Annotated in this window: 12 protein-coding genes and 1 riboswitch; of the genes, 1 reads left to right on the top strand and 11 read right to left on the bottom strand. The window is 52.5% G+C overall.

Translation table 11 applies throughout. The annotated features are described in order from the left end of the window. Positions 1 to 899: 899 nt before the first annotated feature. Positions 900 to 2,126 carry an MFS transporter gene (locus ABGT88_RS02610; protein ID WP_064975453.1) on the top strand — a complete coding sequence of 409 codons (1,227 nt, stop codon included), beginning with the start codon at positions 900 to 902 and terminating at the stop codon, positions 2,124 to 2,126. 89 nt (positions 2,127 to 2,215) lie between these two features. Here the strand turns inward: ABGT88_RS02610 and mobV are convergent, their stop codons facing one another. The 11 genes from mobV to ABGT88_RS02555 all read right to left on the bottom strand — a co-directional run bounded on the left by mobV (position 2,216) and on the right by ABGT88_RS02555 (position 20,133). Further along, on the bottom strand, positions 2,216 to 3,583 hold the full coding sequence (mobV, locus tag ABGT88_RS02605; RefSeq protein ID WP_022508104.1) for a MobV family relaxase: 1,368 nt from the start codon (positions 3,581 to 3,583) through the stop codon (positions 2,216 to 2,218). A 193-nt stretch (positions 3,584 to 3,776) separates the two neighbouring features. Beyond that, entirely contained in the window at positions 3,777 to 4,745 is a 969-nt protein-coding gene (locus tag ABGT88_RS02600) for a toprim domain-containing protein (protein ID WP_016564201.1), read from the bottom strand. Between the two features lie 254 nt (positions 4,746 to 4,999). Next, a complete protein-coding gene (locus ABGT88_RS02595; protein ID WP_016564203.1) occupies positions 5,000 to 6,241 on the bottom strand; it encodes a primase-helicase family protein in 1,242 nt (413 codons plus the stop codon). A 310-nt stretch (positions 6,242 to 6,551) separates the two neighbouring features. Further along, positions 6,552 to 6,941 (bottom strand): hypothetical protein, encoded by a 390-nt coding sequence (locus ABGT88_RS02590; RefSeq protein WP_016564204.1) that lies wholly within the window; start codon positions 6,939 to 6,941, stop codon positions 6,552 to 6,554. Positions 6,942 to 6,959: 18 nt separating this feature from the next. Further along, positions 6,960 to 8,195 carry a site-specific integrase gene (locus ABGT88_RS02585; protein ID WP_016564205.1) on the bottom strand — a complete coding sequence of 412 codons (1,236 nt, stop codon included), beginning with the start codon at positions 8,193 to 8,195 and terminating at the stop codon, positions 6,960 to 6,962. 260 nt (positions 8,196 to 8,455) lie between these two features. Next, positions 8,456 to 9,418 carry a DUF4465 domain-containing protein gene (locus tag ABGT88_RS02580; RefSeq protein ID WP_346700250.1) on the bottom strand — a complete coding sequence of 321 codons (963 nt, stop codon included), beginning with the start codon at positions 9,416 to 9,418 and terminating at the stop codon, positions 8,456 to 8,458. Between the two features lie 26 nt (positions 9,419 to 9,444). Continuing rightward, positions 9,445 to 11,625, bottom strand: coding sequence for a DUF5074 domain-containing protein (locus ABGT88_RS02575; RefSeq protein ID WP_346700248.1), 2,181 nt, complete (start codon positions 11,623 to 11,625; stop codon positions 9,445 to 9,447). Between the two features lie 79 nt (positions 11,626 to 11,704). Further along, positions 11,705 to 15,373, bottom strand: a complete 3,669-nt coding sequence (locus tag ABGT88_RS02570; protein WP_346700246.1) for a leucine-rich repeat protein — start codon at positions 15,371 to 15,373, stop codon at positions 11,705 to 11,707. Positions 15,374 to 15,517: 144 nt separating this feature from the next. Further along, a riboswitch (cobalamin riboswitch) is annotated at positions 15,518 to 15,708 on the bottom strand. 31 nt (positions 15,709 to 15,739) lie between these two features. Further along, positions 15,740 to 16,945: a cell surface protein gene (locus ABGT88_RS02565; protein ID WP_346700244.1), complete on the bottom strand. Its 1,206-nt coding sequence runs from the start codon at positions 16,943 to 16,945 to the stop codon at positions 15,740 to 15,742. A 6-nt stretch (positions 16,946 to 16,951) separates the two neighbouring features. Beyond that, positions 16,952 to 18,118, bottom strand: coding sequence for a YncE family protein (locus tag ABGT88_RS02560; protein WP_346702807.1), 1,167 nt, complete (start codon positions 18,116 to 18,118; stop codon positions 16,952 to 16,954). Beyond that, positions 18,118 to 20,133 (bottom strand): TonB-dependent receptor domain-containing protein, encoded by a 2,016-nt coding sequence (locus tag ABGT88_RS02555; protein WP_346700242.1) that lies wholly within the window; start codon positions 20,131 to 20,133, stop codon positions 18,118 to 18,120. The genes ABGT88_RS02560 and ABGT88_RS02555 overlap by 1 nt, the downstream gene beginning before the upstream one ends. Positions 20,134 to 20,187: the final 54 nt, after the last annotated feature.

The following is a 20,187-nucleotide window of genomic DNA, read 5'->3' as shown; positions in this document are numbered from 1 at the left end:
TTTTAATGGATTATTTCATTTCGTCCGCCTCTGTCTCCACTCTGGTGGAAGGCGATTCGATAGGATAACGCATCGAATCCATTTTCCCCCTACTGGAGAAATGAAAAAAAATGATTTCTCGAATACTTTTGGCCTGAGAAGCGCAGCCATACATCTATTATACAAGCTATTACGACTATCAAAAAAAAAAGAAACGCCTCCGTCGAATCACTTCGCCGGAGGCGCCATACCCTATGGCAGTAGGGACTTAACTAATAAATTATCATACACTTGCTATAAAATTTATTTTAAATTCTGAACGGTTTCGTCTAACCGTTTGATGAATAAACATTTAACGGAGTATCTGAAAAGTAATGGTAACGACTAGGAAACCGTGCGATTTTCAGCGTTTTGCGGTGTTTTACTATCAAATAACTCTTTCAGGTGCAAAGATACGACAAATCTTTGATATAGTATCCAATACAAACAGTATTCGCCATTTTTTGCCTTTCGATATATACCTATTTGCTTATGCCGTTATTTTTTGCAGATTTGGATAAAAAAGGAAAGGCAAAATTCAGGAAGCATTGAAATTCTTTACTTTAGTTAGTGCAAAAATCGAATAATTTATTGTAACTTTGCAGCGGATTCGGTGTGCATATAATACCATCCCAATTAAGATAAGTCGCAACATATATAGTGGTTTTCAATATGATTATGAACAATTGTACAATATTAACAGGTAAAAACACCGTTAATATTGCATATCATAAACCTTGGTAATTTTTCCACATTCAAATCTAATTAATTCGATTTGAATGTCATTGTCTTTGTAATCCGGCATGCTATTTCAGGCTTGTCGAGAGATTTTTTGTGCTATAAAATCAAGAAACATTCAAAAGATAAAAGGAAAAATTCAAATGGAAAAAATCAGAAATTGGAAACAAGATTTCTATACAATATGGGCGGGGCAAGCTGTGTCCCTGATAACAAGTGGGGTTCTTCAAATGGCCATCATCTGGCATCTGACAAATACAACAGGGTCTGCGATGGTGTTGTCAATGGCGACCTTGGTTGGGTTTCTACCTCAAGCGGTTTTAGGTTCTGCAATCGGAGTACTTGTTGACCGCTGGAACCGGAAAATGGTCATGATTGGTGCAGATGTCATCATAGCTTGTGCTGGACTGGTACTTACCGTAATTTCCCTGTCAGCGGAACTACCTGTATGGATAGTAATGCTCATCCTCTTCATTAGAAGCGTTGGCACTGCATTCCATTCCCCTGCGTTAAGTGCGGTAACACCTCTTTTAGTGCCTGAAGAACAGTTAGTCAAATGTGCCGGCTACACCCAGTCCATCCAATCGGCAAGTTTCATCCTAAGTCCGGCAATTGCCGCTTTTCTCTATGCAAAATGGGGGTTGAATTCTGCGGTTGCCCTTGACGTATTCGGAGCAATAATTGCCTGTATCACTGTTGCAATGGTTCACATCCCAAAACAACCGATTGAAGCGCTGCAGCAAGAAAACTTTTTCACCGAACTGCGCATTGGCTATAACGCAATACGACAAAATAAAGCTCTTTTCACATTGCTTTGGATAGGAGCAATCAATATGTTCATTTATATGCCAATCAATGCGCTATTTCCGCTGATGAGTATGAATTATTTCGAGGGAAGTACCTTGCATGCTTCCGTGGTGGAAATTGTTTTTGCAGTTGGTATGTTGTTGGGCGGACTTCTATTGGGCGCATGGGGAGGTTTCAAAAAGCGCATGGCAAATATCATCGGCTCTATCTTTCTTGTGGGAGTGTCATTGACTGTTTCCGGCTTGCTACCAACCAATGGTTTTATGATATTTGCGATATGTTGTACGTTGATGGGCTTTTCTGCCCCATTCTATAATGGAGTACAGACCGCGCTATTTCAAGAACAGATACAACCCGAGTATTTAGGGCGTGTTTTCGGACTTCTTGGCAGCATCATGTCGTTTGCCATGCCGCTTGGGTTGGTAGTGTCGGGTGCATTTGCAGACCAAATCGGGGTAAACCGTTGGTTTTTGTTCTCAGGTATGGCTATTCTGCTTCTCGCTATAATAGCCTTATGTCTTCCACAACTTAGAAAGGTCGACAATCAAAAACAAAAATCATGATTTATGAAACGTAACTAAATCTAAACAGCAATAAGCCTCTGATAGGGAAATACGATTATCGGAGGCTTATTGCAATCTGTTTTAACTACTTATGTAATTCCTCTACTTTTCCTTTGTGGTTGAATTGGCTGTCGTATGCTCTGCCGTAGCCTGTCGAACTGTTCCCTGAACCATTCGCCTATGGGCTGGCGGTTGATTACGAGTGTCAGTTTAGACTTGTCCGCAGGGTCTTTCACCACTTGAAAGCCTGCTCTTTCTGTCGTAAAACTCCGATTATGTTCCTCCGAATAAAGTTTGCCCTCGTATATCAAAGGCTTACCATAAGTCAATGTCGTGGTCTGCCTTTCATTGAACCCGACAAGGCGGCACAGGCTCTCTATTCTCATAATTTCCTTTGCCATAGGAAACCATGCACACAGCTTTTCGATAATGCGTTTCAAACCTGATACTTCATCTTTGTGTCTGACACTTTTTTCCGCCATCTCCTTACGGTGATTCTGCTGTATTTCCAACAACTGGCGGTTGTGCTCGGTTTGCATCGTGTGTATGCGGTTTTGCAGTATCTCAATGGTTTCCTCATGGGTGGCAACTTCCCGATACAGGGCGGTGTTCTCCCTTTCCAAAGTCTTGACCTTGTTGCTCCCGAAAAGAGAACCGACACTTTCAGCTATGTTGGTCGCTGCGGTGGTGGCTGCACCTTTCAGTTTCTCGGTCTGTACCTCTTTCTTGGCTTGTCTGAGTTCCTGTTCGGTTTCGGTTTTCTGCTCCTGTAACCGCTTGTTTTCTGCATCAAGGGCAGCGTTCTTTTTCTGTATGTCCCGATAATACTGTGTCGTGGTGGTGTGCCGTGCTTCGGAACCTCGCACACCTCGCTGTAATCCGTATTTAGCCATAACCCTTGCATAATTGTCGTGGTACGCAATCAAGGTCTGACGGTTGAACAGGTCATCGGCACACAAACGGACGGTATTTGCTTTCTTGTGATACTTCCGTTTGCCGTCTTCCTGCTCTTTCTTGGCTTTGCGCCTTTCACCTGTCACGATGGGAACAATGGCTGCATGGATATGCGGTGTCTTCTCGTCCATGTGAAGATGGGCGGCAACCACGTTCTCCCTGCCGAATGTGGCTTGCAGCCATTGGATGCTGTCGCTGCACCATTCGTCAAGTCTTCCGTTTTCCTGTATGTCCATCATGTCCTCATGTGTTCCCGACAGAACCACTCGGACTACACGGACTTGGTCATGTGTAATCTTCCGCTTGATGCCTGCCGTGTTCAGCCTGTGGGCAATCGCTTCATCCCTGCCATGAACGCCATCGGGGTATTCTATAAGTACCCTGTTCAGATGCGTTCTTGTCGGGTCTGCGTTTTTAGGTATGATTCTTCTCTCTATATGGTCGGATTGTACGGTGTCCGATGAACCTTTTGCTTTCTTTATGTCCAATGAAAAATATCCCATGTAGTTTGATTTTTACGGTTATTGTTATGAGTGTATTCTCTGCCTGTGGCATTGGCTCTCAGGGTTTCCAAAGGGATTTCCCTTTGGCTCGATAGGGAGTTTTTAGCATTACCGTGTAATGCGTGAAGAAAACGCCCTATTGAGCTATGGTATTTCTGTCTAAATACCCTTGGGAAAGCGAACCTGTTCCCCTCTATATTTTCAGCCCTTTCTTTTTCGGTGGCTGCATCATCCGCCTTGCGGATTGTACTTGCTTCTCCTCCTTTATCGGCTCTGTCGATTGGGACAAGAGTTTTTTGCACAGGTACTCGTTCAAGTCATTATACCCTGCATAGTGAACCGACATATCCTGCAAGCGGTCACCCAACATCCGTTGCAGGTTGGCGTATGCGTTCCGTCCTGCTGTGTCATTGTCAAGGAAACAGCCGATTCGGGTATAGGTTGCCAATATGCTTTCCGCTTTCGAGAGGTTGGAAACGGAGTTGAGAATGACGTAATCCTGTGCATTCAATCGTGGGTGTTGCGGATTGTTCTTTACTCGGATGGTCAGGAACGAGAGATAATCCATGAAGCCCTCGAAAAGATAACAGACGGTTCGTGGCTCTTTTTGCTGTCGGATATGGGTGATGTCCTTCGGGGCGACACATCCCTTGAAGTATCTATTACGCACTTCATACCCTCTTGCCATATTCGGGAAGCCGATGGCGAAATAGGGTTTGTCGGCATTCTCAAACCGCAGTTCCTTACACTCCCTTTTGGCGAGTTCAATGTCTATCCCCCTTTCTTGCAGATAGGCAATGAGCGCAGGTGATGACAGCTCGCCAACTCTTAATACCCGATAAGTGCGGTTGTCGGATTGCTGCTTGCCAAAAGAAAACGATGCAGGGCGGATGTATGGTGTCCGTTCCTCTATGCGCTTCAACAGGCAGGTTACATCTTCCGTATGGTAGAGTTCCGCTGCCAATGCGATGATGTTACCGCCCTTGCCAAGTCCAAAATCGTACCATTTGTTGAGTTCTGTGTTTACCTTGAAAGATGCGTCCGTTTCCTCTCTCAGCGGTGATTTGTACCAAAAGCTGCTGCCCTGTTGCTTGACGGGCGTGTAACCCAAACTTTGCAGATAGTCTGCGATTCTGATTTGTTTAACTTCTTGTATGTTCATGATATTCTATAGATTTGATGATGATTGTAAAAACGTTGATTTGTTGAATGGCTTATATAACACATTTATTTACAGAAAGATATTTGCTCAACATCTTCTCAACAAACCACTCGCCAAAAGAGAAATCAACAATCGGGTGCTGTTCCTCTCTCAACTTCTCTTTTCGATTGTTGAGATTTTGTTGAGAGTGTATATTGTTTATTGTCAGCATAGTTATATCCTTATTCATCAATTCAACAAAAAAAAGAATGATATTACAGGGATTCAAGTTGTTCCCTCGTGACAGAATAGAAACGACCGACCCGTTTTACAGGCTCATACCGACACTCCCGATTGTAGTTGAATTGGTAGGTGGTATAGGTCAGTCCGTTGGGTGCAGGCGTAAGTTTCCAACACTCCTGCAACACCTTTCGGACTTGGTGCTTCTCCACTTTTACCTGCGAGTGTACCAGCAACAGAAGAATGTCGTTGTAGCAGAACGAGAATGTGTCCGTGCCGACACTATCCATGATGTCAAGTATCAGCTCGTGCATCTCTATCTCCAGTCGGTTACGGTTGCTGCGGATTATCTTCTGCAAGGCTTCGGTATGCAACAGCGATGGAGCAAACCACATACGGCTTTCCTTTTCGGTGGATAGTGTTCTGTGTTGCAGGAAATGAAGAAAGGCGGGTATCTCCGCTTTCAGCTTTTGCAGGAAGTCGGTATCATCAGACTGCAAGCGGTCTATCTTGCGTACCCAATAGCGTGTTTCCCCTGCATCAATGATTACAGGCAAGTACTCGTTGTTGGAGCATAGCACGAACTTGGCGAAAAACGCTATCTCGTCACGGTCTTTGCCTTTGGCTTCCACCTTGTAGGAAAGTGTGGTGCTTAGGTTCTTCAACCGCTCGCTGTCCTCCCTACGGTTGAGCAGCACCTCGTCCACCACGATAAGCAGTTTGCCGGCCCAGTCGGAATTGAATTGGCTACGGAAATCCTCGTTGGTGTTAAAGGTTACATTGTTCTGAAATAGGAGTTTTAGAAAATTCAGAAATGTGCTTTTGCCTGTGTTGCGTTCCTCTGATACCAACAGCAGGATAGGCAGCTTTTGAATGGGGTACAAGTAGAGCAGTTGTAGGTAGTCCATGCCCAACTCGTATTGCTCCCCGAAGATGTGACCTACCAAAGATTGGATATGCGAGAAATCGCCCTCTTTAGGTTGGTGGTCTATCGGTTCATAGAGGTTAAGGAACTTGCCGACCACGGGATGGTAGCCGATGTGTTCGGGTACGGTGCAGAAGCCGTCATACTTGGGAACGCTGCCGATGTAGTCCTTGCCGTAGTCTTGGCGCAGGGTTTCGTTGTTCCATGCTATGCGTTTCCTTACATACCCTCCGTTCAGTTTGGGCTGCTCCACAATCTTGTAAAGCGTAGTCCCCACTCGGATGAATTCCTCCTTTGCCATGCCACCATCCGATGGCGGTCTGTGGCTGTCTTGTTGTTTGTTAGCTGACATAATCAAATGGTTTTAAGTTTGAAAAATACCAGCTACAAAAGTATAAGCATTTATCGGATAAGTTGTTACGCAAAACGCGGCAGAACGGTGACAAATAGCCCCCGAAGAAAAAACTTTCAATGGTTTGGAACGGAAGTCGGGCAGGACAGACGAAAAAACTCCCAAAAAACGAATGTGGGGATTACGCTTTTCGGGAGAAAAAATTGGAGTTCCTGTTGATATGTCGGTCAGATTATATGCTGACACGCTGGCTTGATTACTCTATTCGTGACTGAATGAATGGATTCCGTCAGTCGTGCAACCAATTCAGCTACGAGAAGTATTCGGCTTTGGCTATGCCGTTGGTGTTCAGCGAAAAGAAGATGCTTGTTTTCTCTTTTCGCAAGTACAGTCTTTCAAGAACGGCATTGCGCACCTGCTTCGCACTGTATGTGCCGATACGGAACGCAAGGGCGATTATCGTTTCAAGGCTGTAAACCTCCATGCTGCACTTGTCGGACAGTCGGATGGTATGCCTTATCTCACACTCATTCAGAATGCCGTTCTTGCAGAGTGTCTTTATCCCTGCCCTGATAGTCGGGGCGGTTACATTGAACAACTCGCAAAGCTCCCACTCACTCATGGCGGTTGCCTGTATATCTTTCGGCATAACTACATTGCCGAACTCGTTCATTGTTATGATGTTTCTTTCCTCTTTCATTATCGTTTGATTTAAGGGTTACTGAATGGCATTGCAAATGTTCTTTTCCATATCCTCCAGTTTGTGCGACAATGTTTCCATATCCTGACTAATCTTTTGGGCTGTGATTTTTGCGTAAATTTGGGTCGTTTTTATGTTGGTATGTCCCAAAAGTCGGCTGACGGTTTCAATGGGTACTCCGTTGGATAACAGCACAGTGGTCGCTGCCGAATGTCTTGCTACATGATAGGTCAAGTGGACTTTTATACCGCACAACTTGGCAATGGCTTTCAGCTTCTTGTTGCAAGTCGTGTTACTCGGCATGGGGAATACTTTATTATCTCTTGTCATACCCCTGTACTTCTCTATTATCTTTCGGGGAACATCCAACAATCGGATATTGGATTCCGTGTTAGTTTTCTTTCTTCGGGTGATAATCCACAGATTTCCGTCAAAGAATGTTTGCAGGTTGTCTTCCGTAAGGTTCTTGACATCGGAATATGCCAAACCTGTAAAGGTGGAGAACAGAAATAAATCCCTGACAAGCTCGTGTGTCTTGTCGGGCATATCGGTGTTCATCATTGTGTGTATCTCCTCTCTCGTAATATACCCTCTGTCCACGCTTTCGGGAGAGTTGATGTACCCTGCAAAGGGATTGAACGGCAGACGACCGTCATTCCTCGCTATGGAAATAATGTGTTTCAGCACAATCATGTAGCCCCAAATGGTATTGGTGCGGCATTTTTTCTCAGTACGCAGGAAATACTCGAAGTCGTTGATGAACGAGAGGTTCAACTCTTTTAACGGAATATCTTCACGCTTGTAGGTATGGGGTAGGAACTCACGGATGTGCTTGCAGACGGTAACATAACGTCGGAATGTTCCTTTTGCCCTGCTGTGTCCCACTTTCTTGGCAAATTCGCTGTTGTGTTGTTCAAACAGTTTTAGCAAGGTTTCCTGTTTGATACCGATGCCGAGATAGGCATCTTTCAACTTGGCAGCAGTGACATAACCGTCCGTCTGCATCAACTCTTGATAACGGCGGTTTATCTCCACTCTGATTTTGTCAACGGCACGGTTGATTCTTTGCGCTTCGGCACTCTTACCCGAAGCACGGTTGTTCTTCACGTCCCACAGGCGCAAGGGAACATCCATCTTGCAACTGAACTGCTTAATCTCTCCGTCCACCGTAATGCGACACATCAAAGGCAGGTTGCCGTTGGGTTTCTCACTGCCTTTCTTCACGTAGAACAATACCTTAAATGTACTTCTCATAACTCACTTTTTTTTGGTTACAAAATTAATTCATAGTGAGTTACCGACAGATACGACACATAACGCCAAACGATGCAAAATTTAGGTTTCGCAAGAAATTTGCATCATCGCACGGGTAATGATAAAGTAACTGAACTTTTGCTGCGTTTGTCCATATTCTGTCTCTTCTTGGCTTTTGAACAAGAGAAAAATATAGCGTAACGAACGCTTTTTCAGTCTGTTCGCTACGCTTTACTCAAATTTGCTATTCCGTTAGGTGTTTATTTTACAATCTTCACGCTATAATCGCCACAGCGCACTACATATACGCCCGAAGGACAAGCGCTCATGTCGATTGCAGCCGTACCCTCTACATGCTGATTCAGCACCAAAGCACCGTTCATGTTGTATACGGCAGCCTCTACCGGCTCGGCTGACTCTATGCGCACGGCACCATCGGCGCGATTGTAGTAGGCTTTAACGGCAGCTACCGTAGGCTCTTCGACCGACGAAGGTTCGGTCGACACCGTGAGTTTATCGAGACAGAAATAGCCGGGTGTATTCATGCCCCATTCGCCCGTATCGCTCGACTCCATCGTGAAATAAATCGAAGACACCTTGCCCAGTGAGCTCAGGTCGACCCATTCCCACGAGTCGTTGAGTTTCCACTCGTCGGAGTTTTCCGAACAGTAATCGGCCAGATAATATTCAACCGTTCCTATTTCGTCTCTATTCCCGTCAAGGCCATGAGCTACCAACTTGAACCAGGAACCTTGTTCAAATTTAGCGGCATAATTATTCCCGTTTTTCATTACATAATAGGAATAGGGACTGTTGCACACATAGCAACCTACGGCATAATGAGGAGACGAAATCTTTACTTCACACGATTTCCAGTCTTCGGTTTCATTACTGGTTTCCCAATATGCGCCCAGATAGGGAGTACCTTCACCGGCTACTCCCCCTTTGGCCATACACCCATATTGGTCGTCATAATCGGCCGAAGCTAAAATGGTGGTCATCTTACTGGCAAAGAATCCGCAAGAATACTCGGGAAAGGGCGACCTGTGTGCAAACGTAAACTCTTGGGATTTCACCTTGGCTTCATCATTAAAGACCTCGGTCCACAAGCCATCTTTGTCATAATTAATAGGTTCATTGGGGGTAGACAAATCCAACACAATGTTTTCGGCCGAAGCCATGCCGCTCAAAAGAACAGCCAACGCAAGTAAAATTTTCTTCATTGCTATATGATTTAATTGGTTGATAACTATCGTTTTACAATTCGCATATTTTTCACGCTACCGCCATTTTGGACGGTCAGCACATAGATGCCCGGCGCAATGGACGACAGGTCGACGGCCGCTTTTCCACCCGAGACGACACCCCGGCAAACGGGTATGCCCCGCAGGTCGACCAGCCCGAATACCGAACCGTCGACGGCTACAATCGTAAGCCGGTCGTGCACCGGGTTGGGCCAGGCCTCGACGGCAGTACACATCGCCTCGTCGATACCGCTCGCCTCGGTCACCTGCACATCGACGGTGCGGGTCGCCTTTTTCCCGTTCGAGTTGACCGTGAGGGTCAAGCGGGTATCCCCTATGCTCACGCCGCTCACCGTGAGGTCATAGCCCGAGATGCGGGCCGTAGCAACCGAGGAATCCTCGACCTCGACGGCCGACACAATGGAGGCCGACAGATTGTCGGCATCGGTCACTGCTTCGAGCAACGAGATTTTTACCGGCTCACGGCCTATCGACAGCCGGTCGGGAAGAGCGATGACGGGCGCCTCGTTGTCGGGAAATACCGGCAGGGCCGGGAACCAGTAGTAGGGCTCGAGCTCTACCGTACCGAGCAGCTCGCCCGAGAGGCCGTCGACCACGTGCACCCAGTTGTTCATGTAGTGCGACAGGTATCCGCTCTGGGTCGCCGTCACAATCAGGCGGTCGTTTCGAGGGTCTACCCGCAGGCCGGCACCCTGGAACTGCTGCACATAGGCCTTGTCCTGGTCGGGCAGGGTGAAGAAGTCGGCATCCAATTCGTCGGTCGGAATATGATAACGTGCAATTTGGTTTCCTTTTTCGTTTGCAAAATAAAGAAAATTATTTCGATATGCCGCACACAAACTGCCCGCATTCCACGCGCCCCAGGTGCTGGATACCCGGCAATCGTCGGGCAAGAGGCGGCTTCGGGTCTCGAGTGTAGCCACATCGATGCGCACGAGCGACGTGGCATCGGCGGCCCACACGCCACCGTCGCGTCCCAGCGTCAGGGTCGAGATGGTAGGCAGGTCGATCGTGGTGTGCAACGTGTGGGTTGTGGCATCGATTACCAGCACACCCACCGCCTGCTTGGCGGCAAACACATAGCCGCCGGCCCGCACCATGGCACCGATCTGTCCGGCATAGAGGCCGCCCTCGCCACCGGTCCCGGCAATCTCTTCGCCCAGGCTCATCGACTCCAGGTCGAAGCGGGTGATACCCGACGAGGTCCCTATGTAAGCCGTGTGTTCATCCACGCCCACAAAGGCCCGTCCGTCGCCCCCTATCTCGTCGAAGGCGGCCACCCTCTTCAGGGTGAGGGCATCGGCTACGGCCAGACGACCGCCGGTCGAGGCATCGGCCGTACTGCTGGCCTGCTTCGAGACAAAAAAGAAACGCCCGCCATAGATGGCGCCATACTGTGTGGTCACCCCCAGCGTTTCGCCGGGATTCTCCCGCCGGAAAGCCCGATAGACCCAACGTCCGTCGGACGTGAGGAAGTTGACCGTACCGTTGTCCCAGCCATACCAATCCTCATTGACCAGAAAGAGGCCCTGCGTGTAATCGACGGGGGCCTGTTCGTAGGGCTCCACCGCCACGGCCCCGGTATAGTCGGGGCGACTGCCGTCGGCCTTCTCGTAGAGAAACAGATAGGTAGCGCCGGCTTGCAGACGGGTGGCATTTACATCGGCCTCGACCGTAGTGCCGTCGGGCTGTTGTTCGAGACAGCGCCACACCCCGGGCTCGGCCTCCGAAGGCGAATTCCAGTGGTCCTCCTCATCGGTACAGGTCCAGCGGTTGTAGTTGCCGGGAGTCGAGGTGAAGAGACCCGAAGTCTGGTATTTGGGATAGGTGCTGTTGCCGCCCACAACGAGCGCGACGGTATTCTCGCCGTTCAGGTCGAAGCCGAGGCCGTCGACCGTATATCCGCCTTGACGGCGAGTGAGCGAAAAGAGCCGCGGGTCGGCCTTCACCACCTCGTTGAGCATAGCAATGACGGTAGTCTCGACGGTACCCCGATAGCCCCAGGCCAGCGCCTCGGGCGACCGTCCGTCGTTCCAGGCAATCACCAGCGCCACCTCGGTATCGCCCTCGCCGGTCCAACTGGCAATATCGGCCAGCGGGTAGGCCCCGACGAGCGCAAACAGGCTGCTCGCCCAGGCGGTCAAAAGGAGTACATAGCGTTTCATCTCTTCTATCTCTTTTTTTGAGGGGACCTCCCGGAGCCGAGCCCCGGGAGGTTGCCCTCTATGCCATGACCTCGGTCGCTCAGCGTCTGAGGTCGGTATTTACAAACACTTTCAAAACCTCTACCGAATGGTCGTCATACACGACCTTCACCAGATTGATACCCGGCACGGGAGCGGGCAACCGCTTGCCGTCGACCGAATAGTATTCGCGTGTCAGCACCACCTTGTCGGCCCCGACACCCTCGATGCCGGTGGGAGTAGCCACCCGGAAGGAGATTCGGAGCGTCGCCGTCGAGGTGGTCAGCACCAGCGTATAGTCGCCGGCCGGGAGCTCCTCGCCCTCACGCACGAGCGTAAGCACGGCCCCTTCGCTCGAGAGCGAGAAGGTCTGCCCGGCAAGCTCGGTATCGCCCTGTTTCAGGCGGACCGTAACGGCATCGGCCTCCACGAGGCTGCGATTGAAGGTGATGGCAAAGGTGGTTGTCTTTCCGTCGATTTCGAGCAACTCGCCACCGTCGAGCGTCATCTCGGGAGCGGTCGATACGATGGAGAGTTGGGTGAGCCAGGGCTGTATGTCGAAGGCCTTCCAGTAGTTGGCCTCGGCATAATCGCCGCACGACTCGGCCGGCACATAGATTTTACAGCTCTCGGGCACCTTGTCGAAGGTGTTCGAGCTGGCCCCCGAGGGGAGCGCGCTGTTGATGTAGAGGCTCTCAAGAGCCGAACAGCCGCCAAAGGTATAGTTTGCTACCGAAGCGATGGCACCGTTGGCCACCACCCGGGTGAGCGAGGTATTGTTTTTGAAGAGGTTCGATTCGAGCGCCTTCACGCCGGTACCCAGCTCGGCCGACTGCAGGGCCGAACAACCGTAGAAGGCCGAGGCTCCCAACGAAGTTACCCCGTCGGGCACCACAATCGAGGTGAGCGAAGTACAGCCCGAGAAGAGGGCCGAACCCAGCGTGGTCACCTTATCGGAAAATTGAGCCGATTCCAGCCCCGTGCAACCGTAGAAGGCCGAGCGGCCGAAGGTGGTCACTCCGGGAGCATCGGGCAATCGTTTCAACCCGCGGCAGTTGTAGAAGGCGTAGTCGGCAATTTCGACAATCTTGTCGGAGAGCACCACCGAGTCGAGCACCGTACAGCCGTAGAAGGCATAGTCGGGAACTGAAGTTACCCCACCGCCGATGCGTGCCGTACGCAGGCCGGTACACTCTCTGAACACATAGCCGCCCAACATGGTCACCCGGTCGGGAATATCGACCTCGGTCAACTTCGCACACCCTTTGAAGGCATACTCCCTTATTTCGACAATCTGCTCGGTCAGGGGCAGTTGGCTGAGGCCGCTGTTCTGGAAGGCATATTTCCCTATCGCCGTAATGTTGGCGGGCAATACCACCGACTCCAGAGCCGTACAGCCGCTGAAGGCATAGTCGGGTACCGCAGCAATGCCCGTGCCGAGCGTGGCCGAGGTCAATGCCGTACACTTTTCAAAGGCGTAGGAACCTATCGAGGTGATGCTGTTGGGCACCGTCAACTCGGTAATGCCCGTACAGCCCGAGAAGGCCGAGGCTCCCAGCGTCACAATCCGGTCGCTCAAGGGCAACGACTTCAACGCCGAACACCCTTTGAAGGCACTGGCCCCTATCTCGGTCACCGAGGGGCAGGCAATCTGCGACAGCATCGTACAGGAGTTGAAGGCATAGTCGCCAATCTTGGTGATGCCGTTCCCCACGGTGAGGGTCTCCAGCTTCTTGCAGTTACTGAAGGTATAGGTGCCCAGCATGGTGACACTGTTGGGAATATCGAGGGTCTGTATCGCCGCTCCATAGAAGGCACGGCTGCCAATCGACTGCAACCCGTCGTTGAGGGTAAGGGTCGTGAGCGGACAGTTGAAGAAACTCCACTCCCCTATCGTCTGCACCGTAGCGGGCAATACCAGCGAGGTGAGGCCGGCACTGTCGAAAGCGCGGTCGCCGATGGCGGTGAGCCGGTTGCCCAGCGTGAGCGACGTCAGCTTCTTGCAGTCGGCAAAGGCATAGTCGCCGACAGTCGTGAGGCCGTTGCCCAACGATACGGTCGTGAGCGAAGCGCACTTGCTGAAGGCATGGCTACCCAGCGAGGTCACCCCGTCGGGCAGCGACACCGAGGCGATGGCCGTCTCGGCAAAGGCATATTTCCCGATTTCGCGCAAAGCCGATTGCCCGGACAGGGTCAGGCTCTGCAAGGCACTGCAACCGTAACAGGCATAATCGCCCACCCGTGTCACCGTAGCCGGAAGCTCCACCGCAGCCAGAGCCGAGCAGCCGTAAAAGGCCGAATCGCCTACCTGCGTGAGCGAATGGCCCAGCGAGGCCGAAGCCAGTTTGGCACAGCCGTTGAAGGCCAGAGCCTCTATGGTAGTCAGACCGTCGGGCAACGCTACGGCGGTCAAAGCCGTACAGCCGGCAAAGGCCGAGCGTCCCAGAGTCTTGAGATTTTCGTTTGTCGTGAGCGTAGTCAGTGCCGTACAACCGCCGAAGGCTTCGGCACCAATCGTGGCGGCCGACTCGGGCAGCTCCACGGCGGTCAGCCCCGTACAGCCGTAGAAAGCCCCCTCGCCTATCGTCTGCACCGTGGCGGGGAGCTCTATCGAAGTCAGTTTGGTACACCCCATGAAAGCCATGTCGCCGATGGCGGTCACCGTACAGGATTGGCCATCGAGCTCGACCGTGGCGGGTATGGTCAAGGTGCCCGAAAAGGTTGCATACGAGTCGTCATACATGATGACTGCCGTGTGGGGAGCCTCGCCCGGCATGGCCACCACGGCCTTTTCGCCCACGGTGAGGGTGACCGGGTCGGTCGATACCGAGCCCAGCCGGTTTCCGGCCACACAATAGTAGCTGCCGGCATCGGCCGTCGTAGCCGACGCTATCGAGTAGACAGCCTTCACGGCCCCTTCGATGGCGACCTTGTCCTTATACCACTGATAGGTGAGGCTGTCGCCCCGGAATACCGGCACAAAAGCGGCCGGCTCGCCCGGCGACACCACCAGGCTCTCGGGCTGACTCTTTATCGAGGGTTCGGTGAGCCCGTTCTTGGCGGCAGCGGCCAGCGGTTTCCAGTCATACGACTGCATGCCGGCCGAGAAATTCCAACCGTCCCAACACCCGTCGGTGAGCTTACGGCCCGAGATTCCCATGTTGCTGTAATACCACGAATCGCTATCGGCCGACTTCGTCCAGTACGACCAGTAGCCCTGATACCACCCCGACTGCCAATAGTCCTCGGGGTCGGTACAGCTCCACCCGTCGTAGGAGTAGCCCGACATGGGTATCAATCCCAACTCGTTGGCCTGCCGCACCTCACCATCCTTGACGATGGCAAAATCGCCGCTCTTGTTCACATCGTAGCCTAAGCCCGAGACCGTGCTGCCGAACGCCGTGCCCGACTCCGAGGCAATGACAAACCGCGGGTCGGCTGCCGCAATGGCCGTAATCATGGTGGCGCCGGTAGCCTCGCCGTCCCAGCGGAAGCCCCACACCAGGGCACTCTCCTCGCCGTCGACATTCCACTGCACCGCCAGAGCCGCCCGGTTGGCGCCCTCGCCGGTCCAGTTTTCAATCATTTCCATCGTGAAGGTTCCATCGGCAATAGCCCGAGGCGATACCTGCTGCACGGCGGTAGGGTGCGGCCGCCCCTGCACAAGTACCTGTGCCGGCAACTGCATCACCGCAAACAGCAAAAGCATGAAAACATAAATCTTTTTCATTTCGGTTAAATCTTTAAGTATTAAAATTGAACAATCGTTTTTGCCATTTCAATACTTGCAAGATATGGTTTACCCCTGCCCATAGAACCGCCTCCGGCCTGCCGGCCCGGAATCGTTTTTTGCCACAGCTCATACCTCGCAAGCTATCGGGACAATACGCACGGCAGGTCTTCTGACTCACTCCGACAGCCGAGGCCTTCCCAATCGCACGGATCAGTGGCTTGTCTCTCGGCTCCTTTTCGATGGAGTTCACAGCAGCGGGACTGTTCGGGACTCACACCCGATTCCCTTTTAATCGGCCTTCAACGGGCCGAACCGGTGCGCACTATACGCTATTTTATTCTTACTATTCTATCTCTCTTTTTCTTACTTTTCCTCGATGTGCAAATCGGTCACTCCGGCCACCTCGGTCGAGCACTCGCCCAACCAGCCGTTGAACTGATTGACACCGGTATAGATCTTGATAAAGTCGATGCCCTGCAAATGCACGGGATTACCCTCGGCATCGACCGCCCAATCGATATTGAAGTTAGACTTCTCGCTGTCGTTGGGGTGGTTGTCGGCATACCCCCAGTCGTAGGCATAGAGCACATAATAGGAGCCGTCGCCGCTCTCGTCGATGGCATTGTCGGGCAAGCGGGTGCCCTCGAACGTGAGCGTCTCGTCGGAGAGCCACTGCGGGTAATAGGATTGCTTGTGGAAAACGACCTTCGACACGTAGCCGGTCCCGCCCTGGTTGTCGGTCCAGCGCACATAGGTCGAGTCGGTCACGCTGGTATCGGTACCGGGCACCGGCGTCTTGGCCTCATCGGGGCGGTAGTAGGTAATCTCGTAGTTCTTTATCGTCGACGGCTTCTGATACTCGCTGCCGGCCAGTTCGTACCACTCGTCATCGGGGAGGCCGTTGCCGTTGACATCGACCGATACCATCACGATACCGGGCTCGCTGCTGCCGCCCGATGCGGCAGTGGGTTTGCCCGTGGAGTAGAAGGCATTGCCCAAGACCTTGAAGTCGTATTCGCCGGGACGGTTGACAATCGTATGGTCGAACCCTACGACAATGTAGCCGCCATAGCCACCCAAGGTCACCATAGTACCGGCATTGTAGGCGAGGCAATCCTCGGCCTTCTGCCGCATGGTCTCCTCGGTATCGCCCTCGGTGTAGCGGGGCAGCTCGTTGACAAACTGCCCGGGTGCGGGACGGTATTCATACACGCGGGTAATATAGGGGCTGTAGGCCACCTCCTCGTCATACACGACAATCTGCATGAGGTGTTCGATTGGATTGGTCGCATCGTAGATGTTCAACCTCAACCAGTAGGTGCCGGCCTCAGCGGCGACAAAGGTATAGTCGCGGGTGGTGGCCACGAGCGAATCGGCCGCCGTCGACTCGTAGGAGAGCTTCCACTCATAGCGCTCCCCGCTGAACTCGGGGTGAAGCGTGAGGCTCTTCATGCGTTCCACCACATAGGTATCGTCGAGTCCCAGCGAAATCATGGCCGGGGAATCGGACTGACAAGCGGCCAGGAAACCAAGCCACACGATCGACAAAAAGTACAATATCCGTTTCATATCCTGTTAGTTTGTTTTCTTCAAAAAAGCCATGTGCGCCGGTATGTCGCCGGTACGCACCTTCCACTTGAGCTTCCCGTCGCGGCCATAGCACAGCAGGTTTCCGCTCGACACATAGTTCTTGGCATCGGTCACGTAGATGTCGCCGTTCTCGGGGTTTACCTTCACCCCGTAGGGAATCTCGATATCGGCCTCGGTGCCGTCCTTGATAAAGCTGTCGGACACCACCTCGCCGGTGCGCACATCGACAATGCCGTAGGTCACGCTGTTCTCCTGCGACGCATCGTTCCAGGCCACACTGTACAGATAGAGCGAATCGCCGCATATCTCCATCTCGCTGCACGGAATGTCGAGCGTGTCGCTCACCTCCATGCGGCCGGTGCGCTTGTCTTTCTCCAGCACGAAGAGGCGCGAAGGCACCGACTTGTAGTCGCCCCGCGACGATACCCACAACTTGCCGTAGCGATCGGCCCGGATGCGATGCAGGTTTATCCCCACGGGAATCTTGCGTATCTGTGTCATCGTGGCGATGTCGACTACCGAGACCGTATAGTCGTAGTTGGGCTTGCGGTATCCGCCCGAATTGGCCACATAGATGAGGCCGTCCTGCACCACCAGCTCGTCAGGCTGATAGCCTACCGTCACCTCGGCCGTCACCTCGAGGGTGGCCGTGTCGACCTGGAAGACGGCGCCCAGCTGTGCGTTGGGGTCGATGCCCACCGGCCCCACATAGGACGACACATAGGCATAGCCGCCGTCGAAAGCGACGTAGCGGCAGTTGGGTATGTCGACCTGCCCCAGCCGCTTGCAGGTGCGGGCGTCGAGCACCTCGACCTTGTGCGAGCAGTTGATAACGGCATAGAGTTTGGAGCCGTATATCTCTATGTCGTTCCCCACGTCGCCCAACTCTTTCACCACATTGGGATTACGCTCGGCATAGAGGTTGCGGGCATACTGCCCCTGCTCGAAGTCGACAAAGTCGAGCGTACACTTGTTCGACCCCATGTTGCCCTCGTTGAGCAGATAGAGCCCGGCAAAGGGCGACTCACGGTCGAGCATCGGCAACGACTCGTATTCGGTGAGGACAATCACATCGTCCTCCCGGCACGAGGTCATCGATACCAGCATCGCCAGCATCATCCCGATAATTATATGTAAAATTCTGCCTCTCATCATAATTCGATAGCTATGCCAAACCGATAGTTACGCATCGGCATGGGGAAATTGAGCACTACGTCGTAGGCCTGGTCGAACAGGTTGTTGACCTCGGCCGTCACTTTCAGATTCACAGCTTTGATTTTGAACGACTTCACCAGCGATATGTCGCTCGTGTACCACGGCTGCACATAGTTATACTCGATATTCTCCTGCTGGTTGTACCGCTCGCCCACGTAGACAAAGCTGTAGTTGAGGCCCCAATCCTTGTAGGTGAGCCCCAGAATGGCCGAGCCGCTGTGCCAGGGGATATAGGGTATCTGGTCGCGGTAGTAGTTGTCGCTGGGGTTGGTGATGTCGATGGCCTCCTGATAGGTATACTGCACCTTGGTCATCAGCCCGATTTCGAGCGGCAGACGGAAGGTGGCCGTGGCCTGCACGTCGACACCCCGGATGTCGACCTTCCCCAGGTTGAGCATGGTCCAGCGGAACTGCTGCCCCTTGGGATAGGCGACAATCTTGTCCTTCACCAGATTGTAATAGGCATCCACACCGGTATGGAATCCCGAGAGGAATCCCGTCTTGGGTGCCACGGCATAGGTAAAGCCCACGTTGTACTGGGTGGCACTCTCGGGCTTCAGGGCCGAGTTGCCCATATCGGTGTAATAGAGGTCGTTGAAGGTGGGCATGCGGTATATCTGCTTGTAGAAGGCTCGCAGCACCCAGTTGTATCGCTTGAGCGGCTGGTACGAGAGGAAGACGGCGGGTGTCACCTTGCTCTTGTTGGGAGCCTTGGTCTGCCCCTCGGCCGTCTCGTCGACCAGCGTAGCCAGCACGCTGGCCTGCATCTTCAGCCGGTCGGCCAGCGAGAAGGCGGTAGCGGCCGAAATCCAGTGGGTGTAGCGGCTGGCCGAGAGGTACTCCGACAGGCCGTTCCACTGCATGTCGTAGGCCACCGACACGTCCCAGTTGCGGAGTATCGAATACTTGTTGGCCAATGACACGTAGACCTCGCGCTGCTTGTACTGGTTGTCGACCCGCATCAGCTTGTCGTCGTTGTTCACATAGTGGGTATAATCGAACGCATACTTGGCATTGACCTTGAGGCTGTACTTGCGGGTAATATCCTGCTGATAGACGCCTTGCACGAAGGTGTTGCGGTCCCACAACCGCTCGCCGTTGCGCCACACGTTGTTGACGATGGCGCCGGGGATACCCCGCTCGGAGCTGTAATGGTAGACGTAGGCTTTCCAAAAACCGTTGGAGAGATAGCCCTGCAGACCGCCCTCGAAACGCACGGCATCGATGTCGCCGTTTTGCCGGGTAGCCGTGGTGTCGTAGGCCACCTCGCCCGAGGGGGTAACCCGCTTGTAACGGAATTTGTACTTACCGCTCGAGTTGGTCCACTCGCTGTTGAAGGTCATGCTCACGCTCTCGCTGAGCTTGTATTCGAAGAGCACCGAGGGGTTGACCAAGTCGAACGACCCCGTTTTGAACGAGGCCTTCAGGTGCGACTTCTCGCCCGGCTTGAACTTGGGCCGACGGGTAGTGAGGTAGATGGAACCGGCCGAGCCGAACTCACGGGCCGACTGGAATATCTCGCTCTTCTGCCCGTTGTAGAGCGAAATCTCCTCGATGTTCTCGAGCGAGAATTTCCCCAGGTCCACCTGGCCGTTCTGAGCATTGCCCAACTGGATACCGTTGTAATATACCCCCATGTGGTTGGTACCCATGCTGCGGATGTTGACGGTCTTCAAACCGCCCACTCCACCGTAATCCTTAATCTGAATACCCGAAAAGTAACGTATGGCATCGGCCACCGAAAAACTGTTGAGAGCCTGTAACTCCTTCCCTGCAAGTTTCTGTGAGGGTATCACCTCGCTATACCGGTTGGCCGTGACCATTACCTCGCCCAGCGACCGGGTCTGTATCGAGTCGGTCGACGAAGTCTCATCGGCCCACACCCGCACGGGCAGAGCAGCCAGTACCCCAATCGCACACACAAACGATACCCAACGACAAAGTCTTTCCATCGGACTATTTTTTAACAGCCTCGGAGCGGGTTCTTTCGATACAAGTCGGTGTAA

Source organism: Barnesiella sp. An22 (assembly GCF_963931395.1).
GTDB classification, from domain to species: domain Bacteria; phylum Bacteroidota; class Bacteroidia; order Bacteroidales; family Barnesiellaceae; genus Barnesiella; species Barnesiella merdigallinarum.
Note: the sequence above shows the minus strand (reverse complement) of the source record. Positions and strands in the feature narration are given on the sequence as shown.